Annotated in this window: 16 protein-coding genes; 7 read left to right on the top strand and 9 right to left on the bottom strand. The window is 58.6% G+C overall.

Features of this window, described 5'->3' with window-relative positions:
* On the bottom strand, positions 1-2337 hold a 2337-nt coding region (locus AC3A5Z_RS23940; protein ID WP_487521774.1), incomplete at its 3' end, for a putative bifunctional diguanylate cyclase/phosphodiesterase.
* Between the two features lie 695 nt (positions 2338-3032).
* Between AC3A5Z_RS23940 and AC3A5Z_RS23935 the strand changes: the two genes are divergently transcribed.
* Together AC3A5Z_RS23935 and AC3A5Z_RS23930 are read left to right on the top strand one after the other, a co-directional pair.
* Positions 3033-3203: a transposase gene (locus AC3A5Z_RS23935; RefSeq protein WP_487521773.1), complete on the top strand. Its 171-nt coding sequence runs from the start codon at positions 3033-3035 to the stop codon at positions 3201-3203.
* Positions 3182-3385 (top strand): transposase, encoded by a 204-nt coding sequence (locus AC3A5Z_RS23930; protein ID WP_487521775.1) that lies wholly within the window; start codon positions 3182-3184, stop codon positions 3383-3385. The genes AC3A5Z_RS23935 and AC3A5Z_RS23930 overlap by 22 nt, the downstream gene beginning before the upstream one ends.
* Before the next feature lie 100 nt (positions 3386-3485).
* Here AC3A5Z_RS23930 and mscL read toward each other — a convergent pair whose 3' ends face one another.
* The 8 genes from mscL to AC3A5Z_RS23890 all read right to left on the bottom strand — a co-directional run bounded on the left by mscL (position 3486) and on the right by AC3A5Z_RS23890 (position 11045).
* The gene (gene mscL, locus AC3A5Z_RS23925; protein ID WP_487521772.1) at positions 3486-3920 is read right to left on the bottom strand and encodes a large conductance mechanosensitive channel protein MscL; all 435 of its coding nucleotides are present in this window, start codon (positions 3918-3920) and stop codon (positions 3486-3488) included.
* Positions 3921-4245: 325 nt separating this feature from the next.
* The gene (locus AC3A5Z_RS23920) at positions 4246-4401 is read right to left on the bottom strand and encodes a hypothetical protein (RefSeq protein WP_487521771.1); all 156 of its coding nucleotides are present in this window, start codon (positions 4399-4401) and stop codon (positions 4246-4248) included.
* A gap of 246 nt (positions 4402-4647) precedes the next feature.
* Positions 4648-5388, bottom strand: a complete 741-nt coding sequence (locus tag AC3A5Z_RS23915) for an MgtC/SapB family protein (protein WP_487521770.1) — start codon at positions 5386-5388, stop codon at positions 4648-4650.
* 224 nt (positions 5389-5612) lie between these two features.
* Positions 5613-6242, bottom strand: a complete 630-nt coding sequence (locus AC3A5Z_RS23910) for a trimeric intracellular cation channel family protein (RefSeq protein WP_487521769.1) — start codon at positions 6240-6242, stop codon at positions 5613-5615.
* A gap of 452 nt (positions 6243-6694) precedes the next feature.
* On the bottom strand, positions 6695-7360 hold the full coding sequence (locus tag AC3A5Z_RS23905; RefSeq protein ID WP_487521768.1) for a 5-formyltetrahydrofolate cyclo-ligase: 666 nt from the start codon (positions 7358-7360) through the stop codon (positions 6695-6697).
* Between the two features lie 206 nt (positions 7361-7566).
* Positions 7567-8301 (bottom strand): pseudouridine synthase, encoded by a 735-nt coding sequence (locus tag AC3A5Z_RS23900; RefSeq protein WP_487521767.1) that lies wholly within the window; start codon positions 8299-8301, stop codon positions 7567-7569.
* 187 nt (positions 8302-8488) lie between these two features.
* Complete coding sequence (locus AC3A5Z_RS23895) at positions 8489-9808, bottom strand: cystathionine gamma-synthase family protein (RefSeq protein ID WP_487521766.1); 1320 nt, start codon at positions 9806-9808, stop codon at positions 8489-8491.
* A 37-nt stretch (positions 9809-9845) separates the two neighbouring features.
* Positions 9846-11045 (bottom strand): MFS transporter, encoded by a 1200-nt coding sequence (locus AC3A5Z_RS23890; RefSeq protein WP_487521765.1) that lies wholly within the window; start codon positions 11043-11045, stop codon positions 9846-9848.
* Between the two features lie 1000 nt (positions 11046-12045).
* On the opposite strand from AC3A5Z_RS23890, the gene AC3A5Z_RS23885 reads away from it, so the two are divergent.
* The 5 genes from AC3A5Z_RS23885 (at position 12046) to gdhA (ending at position 16222) form a co-directional block, all read left to right on the top strand.
* On the top strand, positions 12046-12336 hold the full coding sequence (locus tag AC3A5Z_RS23885; RefSeq protein ID WP_487521764.1) for a YjiS-like domain-containing protein: 291 nt from the start codon (positions 12046-12048) through the stop codon (positions 12334-12336).
* A gap of 162 nt (positions 12337-12498) precedes the next feature.
* On the top strand, positions 12499-12909 hold the full coding sequence (gene rnk, locus AC3A5Z_RS23880) for a nucleoside diphosphate kinase regulator (RefSeq protein WP_487521763.1): 411 nt from the start codon (positions 12499-12501) through the stop codon (positions 12907-12909).
* Between the two features lie 411 nt (positions 12910-13320).
* The gene (locus AC3A5Z_RS23875) at positions 13321-13452 is read left to right on the top strand and encodes a hypothetical protein (protein WP_487521762.1); all 132 of its coding nucleotides are present in this window, start codon (positions 13321-13323) and stop codon (positions 13450-13452) included.
* A 743-nt stretch (positions 13453-14195) separates the two neighbouring features.
* Positions 14196-14690 (top strand): hypothetical protein, encoded by a 495-nt coding sequence (locus AC3A5Z_RS23870; protein WP_487521761.1) that lies wholly within the window; start codon positions 14196-14198, stop codon positions 14688-14690.
* Positions 14691-14866: 176 nt separating this feature from the next.
* Positions 14867-16222, top strand: a complete 1356-nt coding sequence (gene gdhA, locus AC3A5Z_RS23865; protein WP_487521760.1) for an NADP-specific glutamate dehydrogenase — start codon at positions 14867-14869, stop codon at positions 16220-16222.
* Positions 16223-16574: the final 352 nt, after the last annotated feature.

Here is a 16574-nt window from a genome sequence, read left to right as displayed (position 1 = left end):
CCGGCCACCCCAACCGTAGCGCCAAGACCCGTCATGCACTAAGATTAAACCCGGACCACTCCATAGGGGCAGGCCACCGCTGTCATCGAGCAACGCTGCCTCGGTGACCTCCAGCTCGAGCTGGTCCGGCCGCAATCCTGTCTCCTCCAGCACCCGAGCGACTATCGCAGGCAGTTCAAGGTCCCTGAACTGCCGCGGGGAAAGATTCACAGCGACGCGGACGTCGGAAGGCCAATCTGCTGCCGCTTTGGAGGCGGTCCGCAGCATCCAAGCCCCGATCTGATGGATAAGTCCAGTTTCTTCCGCGATCGGGATGAAGATCTCTGGCGATACCAGCCCACGGACAGGATGACTCCAGCGCAGAAGAGCTTCGAAGCCACAGATGCGGTGTGACGCCAGATCATACAGAGGCTGATAGTGAACCGCGAACTCTTCCTTTCCTAAGGCTACGGTGAGGTCGGCGGTGATCGCCGTGCGCTCTTTGAGCTTGATTTCCATCTCGTTGTCGAAGAAACGATAGGTTCCTCGATCGTTCCGTTTGGCCTCGTAAAGCGCGATGTCCGCTGTTCGGACCAGGTCGGCTCGCTCTGCCTCATCATTAGTTGCTATCCCCATGCTTGCGGTGACCCGAACTGTCTGATTGGGAAGCGCGATTGGCGTGATGATCTTGGCAAGGATGCCCTCCGCGATGGTGCCCAGTGCGGCCCGGTCTTGCAGACCAAAGACCAGTATGGCGAACTCGTCCCCACCTAGCCGAGCGACCAAGTCCCCCGGCCGCACCAGCTGCTGCAACCGTTTGCCTACCTCGATGAGAAGCGCGTCCCCCAGCGAGTGACCGAGCGTGTCGTTCATGTCCTTGAAATGGTCCAGGTCGATCAACAACACCGCCACCGACGCCTCCGCGGAGCTGCACTGTAAGAGTTGTTCGGTGAACTTCATCCGGTTCGCCAGCCCGGTCATCGGATCGTGATGCGCAAGATGGGCCAATCTTTCTCTAGCGGTCCGGCGCTCTGTTACGTCACGGAAGAAGACCGAGAGACCTCCATCCGAGGGAAAGCCGTTGATCGACAGCCAGTGCTCCGGATTAGTTAGCCGAGCCTCATAGTCCAGCTGCTTCTGCTCATGGAGAGCCGAGCGAAAGCGGGCGAGCGCACCCGGGAAATACTCCTCCGGGAAGATCTCCGGTAAGCCCGCCCCAAGACCGGGGACGCCGATCCCCCGCAGGACGTTGGTCGCCTGCTCGTTGAAATATTCGACGCGCAGATTGCGATCAAACACGACCACCGCATCGCTGGTGCTCTCCAGCACGTCCGCGAGCCGACGGCGGCTGTGTGAGACCTCTTCCCGGCTTTCCTCCGCCTCGTGGCGAAGGACCTCATGAGATCTGATTATGGCATACTCTCGCAATGCCGCCACCGCCGCAAAGCTGAGGCCCAGGATGGCAGAGAACGCCTTGAACTCCCAGTTTTGCCCGAATGCCCCGGACATGCTGCCTGAAAGCATGAATATGGCGATGACAATGCCCGGCAGGGCTGCTTGGGCCAGTCCGGCGTCTGTCCGTCGCCGCAGCTCAGACTGGGTAAGGTCGGCACGTCGTATCAAAGCAAGGTGTTCCAGCGCTGCCAGGGCGACCAACCCGTTCGTGCTGAGCCAGAGCAGCTGGGTTACTCCACCTGGAGCGTAGGTGCCGTTCAGTAATGCCTGGACATAACGAAAGTCGGCCGCCGCCTCAGTAGCGACGCCCATGACGAGAAGTAGCAGCGGGAATGACCGCCTGCCATGATCGTAGAAGATCAGCGAAAGCGCCCCAAAAGCCAGTACGCTGAACCAAAGCGCTGGATAGAGATAGGCCACCGCGGTTGGCGCCGACCCTAGAACGGAATACTTGATCTCATAGTGCAGCAGGAACAGGCAGGCGACGAAAAGCGCGCAGTAGATCAAAAGGAAGTTGTAGATCTGCACCGGCGTAATTCGAAGGCTGCGGCTTGAATACTTGGACATCCCGAAGGCAAAACACCCGCCCATCGCGAAAAAAGCCGCCTCTGCGAACGAGGGGAAGGCAACAGGGTTGTCGGCGAGCGCATCGGTCACAAAGATGATATTGGCCGCAAAATAGAGCGCGGAACCTGCGGTAAAGCTGAACCAGACCACGCGGTCTCCCGCCTCGCTGCGCAGCGCTGCCAGCAGGCAGAGCGCAGCCGCGAACAAAGGCCAAGCTAGATGAGACGCAGCAAACCAGGTTTGACGGTCCTCCGCAGAGAGTCCAAAGATGTCCGGGCCGAACCAGAACATCGCGAGCGCAGCTGATAGCCCCACAAGGCTGAGCAGCCTCCGCATGTATTGTTTTTTCATTATATCTGATACTCGCGGGGGTGTGCTTCACAGTGAGCGCAGCTTGCAACCTATGTCAATCCGAAGGCGACGGGTAAGTTCGCTCGCAGGAAGACCTGTCTAAGCTGCCCGACCACCTCGCACGCAACTCACCTCCTTGGGAGCAGGATGTAGCCGCAGGCGCCGCCGACTTTGTGGCAGCCGAGATCGGACTGTATGCCGCGACGGGGCGGACGTGCCCGACGAGCTCCTTGAAGAAAAACGGGTGAGGAGCTTCGAGCACAGTCACATTGACCGTTGCGGCCATTGCCAAGCAACCAATCTAAATCTTGTGATACCTGGTCGGGTCTAAGGCTCTGGCAGCTGGAAGCAGTTTGAAAGTATGTCGGTCTGAGTGCGGTCACGTTCCAAGCACTTATGGTGTCCCGAACCCAGAAAAGCACATAAGTCCTAGCCATTGAAAAAGTGCGCGGTTACTTAGCGCTACCGTTGTCGAGGGTGACGTCCGATAACCGTTTAGCGCTTATCGGATATGAAACGGTTGCTTAGAAGCGGGATGCGCATTCCGGCGCGGTACAGGGGCTGGAAGGTCTGGGCCAAAGCTGAAAACCCAGCTTGGCTCCACCCGAGACAGCCTGCCGAACCGCGCTGTTACCCCAATCAGCGCCCTGATCAACCACGCCGAAGGCCTGACGGAGGAGGTGAATCACCTCGAGCGCCGGATCCTGAACTGGCATCGAACCAACGCCGCCAGCCGCCGGCTCGCCACCATGCCCGGCATCGGCCCGATCACCGCCAGCGTGATCGCGGCGAACGTGCCGGACGCGAGTCTCTTCCGCTCCGCCCGTAGATCTCCGCTTGGCTCGGGCTGACTCTGCGAGCGCATTCCAGTGGCGGCAAGGATCGCCGGACCGGGATCAGCAAGCAGGGCGACGGCTACACCGATGCCTGCCTGTGTCGGTGCCACCGTGGTACTCCGCTTCACGCGGCAGGGCGATCCGGGCAAGGCGTCGCTGCTGCAGCTGAAGGAGCACGAATGCCCAAGGGGGATTAGGACCCCTCAAGTGGCGGGCGCCACGTGCAGCACGTAATTGCCCCGGCTGGCGCTGAAACAGTAGAGTGTCGGCCCGCCCCTTGCCGGGTAGACCGGACCATCAGGCGGCGCGGCTGCGCAAAAGATCGCGGATTTCGGCCAGCAGTTGCTCCTGCGTCGGGCCGGCAGGCTCGGCCGCGGCTTCGGCGGCGGTCTTGCGGATCGCCGACTCCTTGATGCGGTTCACCCCCTTCACCAACAGGAAGACGACCCAGGCGATGATGAGGAAGTTGATGACTGCGGTGATAAAGGCTCCGTAGGCGAAGACCGGCGCGCCTGCATCACGGGCGGCGGAGAGCGAGGCAAATTCACCTTCGCCAAGGTTAAAGAACAGGTTGGAAAAGTCGATACCGCCGGTGATGATCCCGATGATCGGGTTGATCAGATCGGCGACGAGGCTGGAAACGATTGCCGTGAACGCTGCCCCGATGATGATGCCCACGGCCATGTCCATGACATTGCCCTTAGCGATGAAGGATTTAAATTCGTTAAGCATTTCAAGATGATCCCTGGTGATGGTCCTGCGGTGGCGCTTTACGGCCTAGCAGGAGCGTACAGAAGCCTTTGCAGTATGTCACAGGGTTCCGGTTTCTCATCGCCAATTCGGCTTAGCTTCGATTGCTCCCCTATGCCCGCATCCACTGGATGGCCTCTTCCCGCCAAGGATTGTCATAGGATCAGAGCCGTCTCCGGCTCCAGCCCGGGCCGCTTAATCGCCAGCCGTGCCGCGCACACCTTCGCCTGAAACTCGGTGAAACTCGGTGAAGCTCGGGCGGTAGGCGAGCCCTCTGGGGTCCGGAAATACCATGCCCGCGGCTGCATCAGCTTTTCCGCCAGTCGGAGAATGTCTCAAGCAGCAGGAGGATGCCGACGAACGCCAGCACGCTGGGCGATACCGGCTCGCCGGCGAATGCCATGTCGCCAATTGTGATGAGGAGGGCTCCACCGCCAAGCATCATCTTCAACGGTCCGCGCATCGCCACCTCCCCACCTCCTCAACCACCGCACATAGGGGAGCATACGGGGCATAAAGCATTCACATAGGGAAGAGATACACAAAAGGGGCGCAGCCCCTCTAGCGGGTTCCGGAGGGTGTCGGCACCCCCTTGCCTGCACATGCGAGACGCGCAGCAGGCGATACAAGTCGTCCAGGTCCAAGGCAGCCTCCTTATGCAGGTCTAGGAGGCAACGATTGCGATGACTTACTAAGACAAGCTGGAGCTTCACCCTCGCGCCGGTGATCCCGCCAGCGGATCATCGGCCGGCATGATGGCATAGCTCTGAATGCCCGGTGCTCTTGCAAGGGCAGATGCCAGCCTGTCGATCTGCTCGCTTCCCCGGCAATAGGTTGAGGTGGTCAGCTCCATAATGCCGGCCTCTCGATTGAAGCTCTGGCTGATAGCCCTTTCTCCCAGCCTCTCGCTTTTCAGGATAGTGCGCATCGCCGGTGCATCGAAGACACTTCCAGCCTGCGTCACTACCCGCAGCCGCACCTCGGCGCGCACCGGAAGCAAGGCGAAAACGATCCGCAGCAGCATCAGAACAATCAGCGTCGCGAGCGTGCCGGCTATCGCGAGCCAATACATGCCAACGCCGTAGACGATCCCAAGTGCTGCCGTAATCCAGAGAGACGCCGCCGTGGTCAGGCCATGGACCGAGGGACCCTCGCGAAAGATCACCCCGGCACCAAGAAAGCCGATGCCGGTGAGAATGCCATGCGCCATCCGGACTGGATCCGTGACGAGCTGGGTTTCAGGCAAGAGGGTGACGATCCAGTCGGCCTGATGTGCAGCGGTGAGGGTAAGAAGCGTCGCAGCAAAGCAAACAAGGGTATGGGTTCGGAGTCCGGCAGGCTTGCCGCGGAGTTCACGCTCCAGCCCGATGAGGAGCCCTGTCGCAAGACTGCTGAGCAGGGGAAGCGTGAAGTGATCCTCTGCAAAACCGTGGATGAACTCTTCTATCATGTCGTGAACCCCTAGCCACAAGGAAAACAACGGGGGGACGGGACTCTTCGTTCCTTTATAAGCCTGAAGCGCCAGGATCGGCTGCAGACGACAGCATCCTCCGTGCACACCCGATAACGCTCAAGCCCCTATCGGGGGTGACGTGAGGCAATGTCACCTGAAGCGATAGAGCGTTGGAGCAACTGGGCCGAGGATTCGATCACCAAGCGGCCTGGACGACCAGATCAGCGCCACGGCGAGCGGGGTGCGCTCCAGCCATATATCACACTGATGACGCGTAGCAGGAAGGCTGCGGATACGCCTACCATCGTCACGAGCCAGCCGGCCATCTCAAGATGCTCGCCTATAACAACCACAGTTGCACCCACAAAGGCCGCCAGAGCATAGATTTCCTCTCGCAGCACTCTCGGGACCTCGGCGACAAGAAGATCGCGGACGAGACCGCCCCCGACCGCGGTCAATACACCGAGGAGCACGCTTGCAACTGGATCCAGACCATAATCCAGGCCTTTGCGGCATCCCGTCACGGCGAAGAGTCCCAGACCAAGGGCATCAAGCACCATCACTGGCTTCCCCAGCCTGGACATAACAGGCATACAGAAAAAAGCGACGAGCGCTGCTCCCAGCGCAACCAGCAGATATCGCTCATCCGCCAAGGCAATCACGGGCGTTGCGCCCAACAACATATCCCGCAGCATTCCGCCGGCGAGTGCTGCAGCGACCGAAAGCACGATGACCCCAAAAATATCCAGACGATTACGGATGGCTAGAGTGCCGCCGCTTAGACCGAAGGCGAATGTGCCCAGCAGGTCGACACCTGTAATGAAAAGCGAAACATCCATCGTATGTTGCATAATCCGCGGTATGCTTGGCGCACAAATGCCCGTTTCGCCCTGAGACCACAAGCGTATCAACGACACGTCGGGAGCGCGCCAGCAGGTAGAGTGTTACAGGCAGAGCGCATGGATGCCCAAGGTTGCAGCGGCGTGATCAGATAGAACTTCGACCAGTCGACCGGCTTCAATTACGCCTGCGCCAGCGACAAAGGCATCTGCGCCATGCCAAGACCTGCGATCGCCCATCCATGACCGTGTTGCCATCCTCTACCTCATGGATTGCTCGCGCAGACTCCAGCTTACGCGGCTGTGGTGCAGGCGCGCCAGTTCCACGGCAATAATTTTGGCAGGCGCGACAGGTGCGTCGCTCCGAACGTCCTCGCTTGAAGAGCCCTACGCGAGGGAGCGATTTCGCGGCAGTCGCCGGGATCGAGGGGTGCCGGGATGACCGTAGTTTCTTTATCTCCAACTCAGGCCTGAGCGGCGCCAGCCCGATGACAGACCGAGCCATCGGCCAGCACGGCGCTATCCATCGGAATGTCCCAAGGCATTGGAAAGATCGTCAGCATTTGGCATGACGGAAAGCCAACGCCGATCACCTGCGCTGGCGTTTCGAGTCGGGCCAACGTCCGATCATAATAGCCGCCTCCGTTTCCCAGCCGGAAACAGCATTTGTCTACGCCCACCAGCGGCGAAATCACTACCTCCGGGATCACCTCTGCGCCCTCGGCAGGAACAGGGATGTTCCAGATATCACGCTCCATGGCACAGCTTGGAGTCCAAGTACGAAAAACCATCGGGGCCTCCTTGGCCACGACGACAGGAAGGAGCACTGTGGCGCCCAAGTTATGGACCTGCTCCATCCAATCGCGCAGATCGGGCTCGCCGCGGATAGGCCAGTACCCTGCGATCACCAGCCCGGCGCGGGGCTTCACCACCCAGGTGAGGGTCTGCACCAAGGCGGCCGTCATCGCTGCCCGATCGGCGCTGGAGATCTGATGGCGCGCGTCCGTCAACCGGACGCGCTCGGCCTTCCGGAAGCGCGCGACGTCGCGCATCGTCTGGGGATCGACGGGCCTGCCGTTGACCAACATATGAGCCAGACACACTGGCGAACCTCCCGCGTCCTCCTCCATCACCGCCCATACCCTCCTTGCCTTGTGACCAATAAGCTAGTTTGGCGCCGGCGGATCGCGCCTCTGCCAGACGGTTTCTTCAGCAACCCACATTTGATAGCGCACTTCGCGTGATTACACCCTCGTGAGTTCTTCTGCATGAAAAGCAGTGCTGAGCCAAAAGCCGCCTTGGCCCTGCTTGATGCCCCAAGAAAGCCCCAATCAACTTACTGAAAAATTGATGAAACTTCTGCGTTAGTCAGCAGCTTGGTTTGACCAGGAGCCATGCCATCAGGCAGAGACAGGCCACCCAGACGTTCCCGGTGCAGTCCCTCGACGTGATTGCCGGTGGCGGCAAACATGCGGCGCACCTGATGGTATCGCCCTTCAGTGACGCTCAACAGGACCTCAGTGTCCGACACTACTAGCAGTTCGGCGGGGGCCAGAGGCTTGTCTTCGCCCGCCAGCATCAGATGGCCCGAGACAAACAGGTCGTCTTCGGTGCCACTAAGCGGCCGGGCCAGCTTGACGCGATAGGTCTTCCTCACGTGGCGTTTCGGGCTGATGATGCGGTGCAGCAGATCGCCATCATCCGTCAGCAGCAGAAGACCAGACGTTTGCTTGTCCAGACGACCTATAGTTGAGATCACAGGTTTACGCCGCTTCCAGCGCTCGGGCAGGATATCATAGACAAGCGCTCCGTCCTCCTTGTGTGAACAGGTCATGCCTAAAGGCTTGTTCAGAAGGATGACCATCCCAGCGAGGGGATCGAGTGCCTCGCTGCAGATCTCCATTCGGGTAGTCAAATTTGCCGTGACCGGGATGCGCTGGGTAACGTCCGAGAGTTCGGCCGCGTCCAGAGTGATCCCGCCCGACGCAGCAATCCGCGCAACTTCGCTGCGCGAGCCATAGCCCATGGAAGTCAGGAGCCTGTCGACGCGCGAGGTTCGAATCTTAGCCATTCTTCGCGTTCCTCAAGGAGCCGGAATGGTGGGAGCGGCATCCCCAAAAACTTCGGAGTTGAATCACCGCAGGTTTGTGGGCTGATCTTGTATATCTGCGCAGCCATGGCCCCAGGTTCCAGACCGACGTAAAAGCTGGCCTCGATCTCGGCGGGACGCCAGCCGAAAGGGATCTGAGGTTCACCTGTTATTCCAGCTGCGTCATCGGCTGCAGGTCACCCTGTGCAGCCCGGAGGAAGGCCTGGTTCAGGTCACGGATCAGGTCATCAGGATGCTCCAGCCCCACCGACAGCCGGATCAGCCCTTCGCTCACTCCTGTGATCTGGCGGATATCGACGGGCACGCCGGAATGTGTGGTGGAGGCGGGGTGACAAACCAGAGACTCCGATCCCCCTAACGACACTGCTAACTTGAAGATCTGGAGCGCGTTCAGGATACGGAAGGCGAGCGCACGGTCGTCCTTAACCAGAAACGCAAAGGTAGATCCGGGGCCCGAGCACTGGCGGGCATAAATCTCTCGCTCTCGGCTATTGCTTGGGAATTCTGGGTGCAACACCCGGCAATGGATATGCGGATTGGTGTTCAGCCAAGCTGCTACCTTCGCGCCGCTCTCAGCCGCCCTTTCCATTCGTAGCGAGAGTGTCTCCATAGAACGTGACAGCATCCAGCAGGAATGCGGGTCTAACTGGAATCCGTAGGCTGAGCGAGCCTGACGCACCGGCTTTAGCATCTCGCACGAACCCGTAATGCCGCCTGCCACGAGATCGGAATGACCGCCAACGTACTTGGTTAGGGAGTAGACACAGATGTCGATTCCAAAATCGAGCGGTTGCTGGAAGACTGGACCCAAGAGAGTATTGTCGCAAACGATGACCGGGCGCTGGCCGGACGCCTTTGCCCACTCATCCACTGACTGGCGAACCAGGGCGAGATCGATCATCGCATTGGTCGGGTTGGCAGGGGTCTCTAAATAAACCATCTTCACGGGTCCCTGTCTTGCCGCGTTCTCCAATACGGAAAGCAACGCCGCGGCATCCGAACCGTCTGTGAAAGGGATCGAGCGGACGCCCCATTCCTTGAATACCTTGCCGAACAGGGTTTCAGATCCACCGTAGAGCGGCGTGTAGTGCACCACGGCGTCGCCTGGCCGCAGATAGCTTAGGGCTACGGCACTGATCGCGGCCATGCCAGAAGCAGTCACCAGTGCCGCTTCGGCATGGTCATAGAGCGCGAGCCTGTCCTCGACGATCTCCAGGTTTGGATGGTTGAAGCGAGAGTACACCAAGCCGCCCGCCCCCATCCCCTCACCCGCCGGTTTACGACCGGCGACCACATCGAAAAACTCGGCACCCTGTTCGGCACTCTCAAAGACGAAGGTCGAGGTGAGGAACACCGGCGGCTTGACCGCGCCCTCAGAGAGCGAAGGATCGTAGCCGTATGCCGTCATTTGCGTTTGCGGGTGCAGAGGTATGCCATCCAGATGGGTGCGGCGAAAGTTCTTGGGCATCTTGTTCTCCTGAGCCGAGCATTAAGCTGCGGATCAATTATTGCTCATCTCCATGAGCCTCGATGTTCGGAAGAAACGCCGTTAGGAGACCCAACAGTAACAAGGCTGAAAATAGGCCGAACACCCGCTCGATGCCAATATGATCGGCCAACGCACCAAGTCCAGCGGCCCCGAGGGCACCAACGCCGAACGCAAAGCCAAACACGAACCCCGACACCATTCCTACCTTTTGCGGAAGCAGTTCCTGTGCATAGACCACGATAGCTGAGAACGCCGAGGAAAGGATCAATCCTACGAGCACGCTTACAATTACAGTTCCCACCAGCGGCAAATGGGGAAGCAGCAACGCGAAAGGTAGCGCACCCAGGATCGATCCCCAGATGACCTTACGCCGGCCAATCCGGTCGCCAACTGGTCCGCCGAAGAAGGTCCCCACGGCAACGGCGCCGAGGAACAGGAAGAGGAACGTCTGCGCAGCACGTATCTCAAGGCCAAACTTCTCGACCAAGAAGAAGATGTAATAGCTTTTGAACGTCTCGATATAGACGAACTTGCTTAGCAGCAGCGCGCCAATCACCGAAAAGGCGCCTATCAAACGTCTGGACGTAATGCGGAGACGAGCCACTGGCGCGACGCCGTGCGCCTTCAGAGTGCGTTGATGGTCTGCATACCAGCGCGCCACGCCGATCAAAATCACCACGCCCACGACAGCGACAAGCCCAAACCAGGCCGTGCTCACCTGCCCCAGCGGCAGTACAAGAAATGCGGCGGCCAGAGGTCCAAGCGCGGTGCCACTATTCCCGCCGACCTGAAAGCTGGATTGCGCAAACCCAAGCTTGCCGCCAGACGCCATGCGCGCAACCCGTGATGCCTCTGGGTGGAACAACGCCGAGCCTACGCCCAGAACCCCCGCCGCTAGCAGGAGAAGCGCGAACGACGAGGCCGTCGCCAGCAGCACGACGCCAAGCGCGACGATCAGTAAGGAGACCGCAAGCGTGAACGGCTTAGGCCGCAGATCGCCATAAAGGCCGAGAACGGGCTGCAGGACGCAGGCGGTGATCTGCTGGGCCAGCGTGAGCAGGCCAAGTTGGAAGTAGTCCAAATCATACTGCACTTTGAACAACGGATAGAGCGCGGGCAGCAGAAACTGGATCAGGTCGTTGATCAGGTGCGCGCCGCTGACAGCAAGGATCACGCCGTAAGCGGTAGATGGTTTTGCAAGGGGGACTGCTGTCATCGTACTGGCTCTTCTTCTTGTAGTTCGGCCCGGCCTTGTCCGCAGGGTAAAGATTGTCGCGACTACCCTGCGATCGGGTATATCTGACGTTGGTCACAAGGAGCGGCGAGCGGCAGCAGGAGGGCCGTCAACTCGCAAGTCAGTCGCAGGTGCGTGCGCCGCCGATCGCAACCCACGGGCTGCCACGTTGCCATCCAGGACCTTGGGCTGCCAAAACCAGTTGTCCGCCGCGTGACGCCGCTCGGCCTGTCCTATAATGGCCTTGCCGCGCGGCGTCATCACCCAAACGCGCCAGACCCTCTGGAAAGCCAGAGTAGGCCGTCTTCCAGTCCGGTCTGTTCAGGCCAGGTCACGCTCCGTCCAACCTTCGGCGGCTAGCGTGAGTTGCGTCCGGTCCATACCTGCCACGTGACTCTTGGGAATGCTGCAGTGCGACCTTCCCAAGGCCAGACATTGGTTGTTCTGGGGCAGGAGTATCCCAAAGCCTCGGTCGCATCTTGCATGTGGGTATATCGGCGATCCGCCGCGCGCACGGGTCGACGTCTCACCGGTGATGGCAATCTGCAGAATTATCGACGCGGCCCCTGCGCTTACCCCCTGCCCAAAACGGCAGACTTCACACTCGACAACCTCCGGACAAGGCTAAATGCGTATTGGCCAAACATGGGCGTCCTCGGCAAGACGGCCGGCGCTTTTATGCTCGGAAAATTATCATTCTAAACAGGGTTGTAACTGGTCATCTAAGCGGCCATATCAGCCCTATGACGATGTTCAGCATCCATAAGAGGTTCCTGCGCTACGCGGGAAATCTACTGAACCGCCGGTAACCCCGGGCGGTCGAGCGTCTCTGCACGCTTCCGCCACGGGGAACTGCCTCACCGCATCGGTTAATTTTGCCGTTTTCGCGAAGCCTTGCGTCACACCTTGTGGACTTTCTTGCCCGGGGCCGTGTGCTGGCTGTCGCGCTCAGACGGCATCGGTAGTCTCGAAGGAGAAGAAAATGTTCGCAATTCACCCGCGCAAAACCGGCGGCGCTCCTGCTTGGAACGACACTGTCGCCAGCTTTCTGCGGCACTGGTTTGAAGGCGCCATCAGAAACTGGCAGAGGCGCAAGACCGTTGCTGCGCTTGCGGCTCTGGATGACAGGCTGCTGCTGGACATTGGCCTTGAACGAGGAACGCTTGAGGATTTTGCCGATGTTCTGGCGGAGCGTGAAAGCTGGTTGTCTGCTCCCGTGGTAGTAGAGAAGTCGGCTCCATCGACGACTGAATTCATTCGTCGAGCCGCGTAGACGAACCATGACGCGAATATGCGTGTAGCTCTCCTACATACCCGCGACATCATAATTAACACCCCGGCGTGCACCTTCCGTACGCTCGCCGGGGCCGGAACACCCTCCTGCCACTGACTGAGCTATAAGGCGCGGTCCTCTGAATATGAAACTGGAATCCTCATGACGTCCGCAACCAACACCATACGACTTCCAAAGATCCATCTGGACAAGACGCTCGTCGGACGCCTTGAAGCCCTTGCCACCTCAATGATGCGGCGTTCTCCAGAAGTTGGCGAGCGGCTGATGGACGAAATCTCCAGGGCAAAGCTGGTGGCACCCGATAAATTGCGCTGCGACATTGTGACAATCGGTAGCGAAGTCACTTACCGCGATTGTGGCAACGGGCGAGTTCAGACCGTCATCCTCAGCTATCCCGAAGACGCCGACATCGAACAGCATCGTATCTCTGTGCTGACCCCAATCGGCGTTGCTCTTCTTGGGCTTAGCGCAGGGGCGGTCATATCATGGAGCACGCGGGATGATGAGAGGCGGACTTTGGAAGTCGTGAAAGTCATGCCGACAAAACTGTGATCCCAACACAAGCGAGATTCAGGTCATCTGCTGGCACCGGCTCGGCTGCGCCCCGCCTTGTCCCTAACTAGACGAGGATCAGCCCGAGCATGCTAACGCATGAGCTCATAGGTCTCATAAGCCCGTAATATCTTGCAACCCCCGCATCAGCTTGAAGCGGGGGCTCGCCATTGGGCAACAACTCAAAGGTCGTTTGATCTGTGGCAAAAAATTTCTCGATAGGCATAATCCATTTCCGAGTGCACTAAAAAGTCCCGTCAAAGAGGTAGTAGGTGCACGTAAGGCAACAACCATTTTCGCTTCAAGCTAAGCGTCACACTAAAGCTTATTAAAAATGGCTATGGCCTTTTCGAGACAACAAGCTATACTTTCCGGGCTGTCGAAAGGGCAGTTTTCAAATGGAACAGTATCATGGCCAAGGGCACGACCAAACGACGACGTGACGAAAAAAAGCCGAAAAAAGCAGTAGAGAAAGTAATTGCAGCCGCCCCAAGCCTGAAGAGCTTTGTCCCGGCAAATACGCTTAAACAAAAATCTAAATGATACCTTGGGTCGGCGGTCTCTCTGAGCTGACACATAGAAAGTCCCACGTCCAGAAGCGCTGCCGACCCCTTCCCGTTGCCTGATCTGCTTTTAATAAGCCAGTCATTACCTTTTTCTTAGGGACACGTCGCTTGTTGATGCACCGTTTAGTTGGCAACAGCAGCGCGGCACGCGCAACATACCTTTATTGACGGACAGTATGCTCCTGTGGAAGATAGCAATTGTGCTCATCCCAAAGCCGACCGCGGCTATGACGCCCCTCGCGGAAGCCTATGGCTTCGCCCAGGTATCCCGGAAAGACCGCCACGGTGCTGGTAGCGTTGGCCACGACCGGAGGCAGACCGATGAAACAAGAGCTGGGAACGTCAGGAAGGTTCCGCCGCCCACCACCGTGTTCAGGACGCCAGCCCCGAAGGCACCTGCAATCAACATCATCAGATCCAAGTTGTCCACCCTGGCCGCAAGTAATGCGCGCTCCACCTGTGGGTCACTCGAGCGGAAAGAAGAAGCCAATCCTGAGGAGCGTTGGACCGACGACACAAACTGTATTTGTTGACATTCGCTGTGCGGATGCACATCATGAAGACATGATTAGCTTGGCGATCATCTTTCGGATATTTCTTCAGAACCGCCCTCTTCCCGGGGCGGTCTGACCGCGCTCGTCGCGCTGCTGCTCCGGGTTCCTCCACTACGTCTCAGTCCTTTAGGTCGGTAACGGCAGTAATGTCGTTTGAGGAGGAAGAATGAACACTTTTGAACAAAACACACCCGCTATTGAAATGACAGCCTTCAGCAACACCGGTTATGCCGCACTCCGCGAATTGTCTGTCGCCTGCCTTCTTACGACCGCCGATCGTAGAGAAATTGAAGAGCACATCCAACGCGCCGACAAGATCGGAGCAGGTGTCCATGTTGTCCTTGCGAGATTGCTTAGCAAAAAGCTGTTGTACGCATCGGTTCAAGGTGACGCCCCTTGCCCATCGACTGCAACGGGCGGGTCACGCGTAACCTACGCGATCGATGATCTTCCGCCTCACTCCGGGCGTTTGGTTCACCGAAACGAGAGCGCGTATGGCCAAAGCAGCATCCATGTTGCAACTTTGCTGGGAGCAACACTGATCGGCATGACAGCCGGAACCCAAGCGCCTTTCCTTCAGGCGAATGGCTCATTCCGCAAGGTGCGCTTACTCAGCATAGACTATCAGGCACAATCCCGAAGTCATGCTATGCAAGGCTGACACACCGTCCTGTCTAGACAGATTTCCTTGGCGCAGTAGCCGAGGGACTCTCCCTATCCGACGTCACGGGGGTGCAAGATGAAAAACCGACGCCGGACTGTTCCCTTCGTGGCCATACTTCGCTAAATGATCGAAAAGCAGGCGATCTGCTGAACCTTGCAGCAGGTGGCAAGACCATGAATAGCATCGACGACAAGCTCCGACCGATTCTCGCGGAGGTCACGCGCCGAAACGCTGGCGAGCCTGAGTTTCATCAAGCTGTGCATGAGGTGTTGGAAAGCTTGGGTCGTGTGGTCGCCAAACATCCACATTACCTTGATCACGCGCTCATCGAGAGAATTTGCGAGCCTGAACGACAGATTATCTTCCGCATTCCGTGGACCGACGATCGGGGCCAAGTTCAGATAAACCGCGGTTTTCGCGTTCAGTTCAACTCTGCGCTTGGTCCCTACAAGGGAGGGATGCGCTTTCACCCCTCGGTCAACGTCGGGATCATCAAGTTCCTCGGCTTCGAGCAGACGTTCAAGAATGCGCTAACTGGCATGCCTATCGGGGGTGGCAAGGGCGGATCCGATTTCGACCCGAAGGGTCGATCCGACGCTGAAGTCATGCGGTTCTGCCAGTCTCTGATGACGGAATTGCATCGCCATCTAGGCGAGCAGACAGACGTGCCCGCAGGAGATATTGGTGTCGGTGGACGCGAGATCGGATATATGTTCGGGCAGTACAAGCGCCTGAACAATCGTTTCGAGGCTGGCGTCTTCACGGGCAAAGGATTGGCCTATGGAGGTTCGCGCGCGCGAACCGAGGCGACCGGGTATGGTAACACCTATTTTGTGCAAGCTATGCTTCAGACACTTGGCACCGACTTTGACGGCAAGAAAGTTGTGGTCTCGGGCTCAGGCAACGTGGCGATCTACACTGTCGAGAAGGTTCAGTCCTTCGGCGGGCAGGTGACCGCAGTATCCGACTCCAGTGGCTATGTCGTAGACGAGAATGGCATTGATCTCCCGCTTCTCAAAGAGATTAAGAACGTGCGTCGTGAGCGCATCTCGGAATATGCAAGACGCAGAGGTCAGGGCGCGCATTTCATTTCATCTGACAAAGGGTCTATTTGGGATCTGCCGTGCGATGTTGCGATGCCTTCGGCCACGCAGAACGAGCTTTCCGGTAAGGACGCACGTACGCTGATCAAGAATGGATTAGTCGCCGTGGGCGAAGGTGCAAACATGCCCTCTACCCCGGAAGCAGTGAGCGTTTTCCGAGCGGCCGGCATCCTTTTTGCGCCAGGCAAAGCCGCCAATGCAGGTGGTGTGGCTACCTCTGCCTTGGAAATGCAGCAGAATGCCAGCCGGGACAGCTGGACTTTTGATCAAACCGAGGCGCGCCTCGCAGCTATCATGCGCGGCATCCATGATACGTGTCATCAGACGGCCGAAGAATATGGAGCACCAAGAGATTATGTCCTAGGGGCAAACATCGCTGGTTTTGTTCGCGTCGCAGAGGCGATGCGCATGCTCGGCGTCATCTGACACTTGAGCCGCTTAGATAATGAGAAAACACCGCTTTTCTCGGCAGAGCCCGCGGGCTGCGCCATAAGCAAGTCCGCTGCGTCTATATTGCGCAACCTGTTCAGGACCGGCAGCGGGTTGGCTGCACTCCGCCGCCTGCGACCAAGGTTGCGGAACTTGACAATACTGATCGGCAGACTGACCGTCTGAAATCATCAGGCGAGAATGTTCTTCTCTCAGAGGGCTGAGCCATGAGCATCGCCGAGCGCATCGACACGGGCGGGGGGCAGACCGCCTCGGCCTGCCCGGCCTGCGCCGTGGTCCCCTCGGCCGAGCGGCTGGCCCAGCTTGCGGCGCCAACCTCGGCGCGGCT

The organism is Cereibacter sp. Soil_C_27 (assembly GCF_057657095.1).
This window is presented reverse-complemented; position numbering and strand designations above follow the sequence as displayed.

Excerpts from the sequence above, each read along its gene's own strand:
- AC3A5Z_RS23905 (WP_487521768.1), bottom strand. The coding sequence starts at position 7,360 with ATGGAGGAGGACGCGGGAGGTTCGCCAGTGTGTCTGGCTCATATGTTG.
- AC3A5Z_RS23885 (WP_487521764.1), top strand. The coding sequence starts at position 12,046 with ATGTTCGCAATTCACCCGCGCAAAACCGGCGGCGCTCCTGCTTGGAAC.
- AC3A5Z_RS23870 (WP_487521761.1), top strand. The coding sequence starts at position 14,196 with ATGAACACTTTTGAACAAAACACACCCGCTATTGAAATGACAGCCTTC.
- rnk (WP_487521763.1), top strand. The coding sequence starts at position 12,499 with ATGACGTCCGCAACCAACACCATACGACTTCCAAAGATCCATCTGGAC.
- AC3A5Z_RS23890 (WP_487521765.1), bottom strand. The coding sequence starts at position 11,045 with ATGACAGCAGTCCCCCTTGCAAAACCATCTACCGCTTACGGCGTGATC.
- AC3A5Z_RS23895 (WP_487521766.1), bottom strand. The coding sequence starts at position 9,808 with ATGCCCAAGAACTTTCGCCGCACCCATCTGGATGGCATACCTCTGCAC.
- AC3A5Z_RS23900 (WP_487521767.1), bottom strand. The coding sequence starts at position 8,301 with ATGGCTAAGATTCGAACCTCGCGCGTCGACAGGCTCCTGACTTCCATG.
- mscL (WP_487521772.1), bottom strand. The coding sequence starts at position 3,920 with ATGCTTAACGAATTTAAATCCTTCATCGCTAAGGGCAATGTCATGGAC.
- AC3A5Z_RS23910 (WP_487521769.1), bottom strand. The coding sequence starts at position 6,242 with ATGCAACATACGATGGATGTTTCGCTTTTCATTACAGGTGTCGACCTG.
- AC3A5Z_RS23875 (WP_487521762.1), top strand. The coding sequence starts at position 13,321 with ATGGCCAAGGGCACGACCAAACGACGACGTGACGAAAAAAAGCCGAAA.
- AC3A5Z_RS23915 (WP_487521770.1), bottom strand. The coding sequence starts at position 5,388 with ATGATAGAAGAGTTCATCCACGGTTTTGCAGAGGATCACTTCACGCTT.
- gdhA (WP_487521760.1), top strand. The coding sequence starts at position 14,867 with ATGAATAGCATCGACGACAAGCTCCGACCGATTCTCGCGGAGGTCACG.
- AC3A5Z_RS23920 (WP_487521771.1), bottom strand. The coding sequence starts at position 4,401 with ATGCGCGGACCGTTGAAGATGATGCTTGGCGGTGGAGCCCTCCTCATC.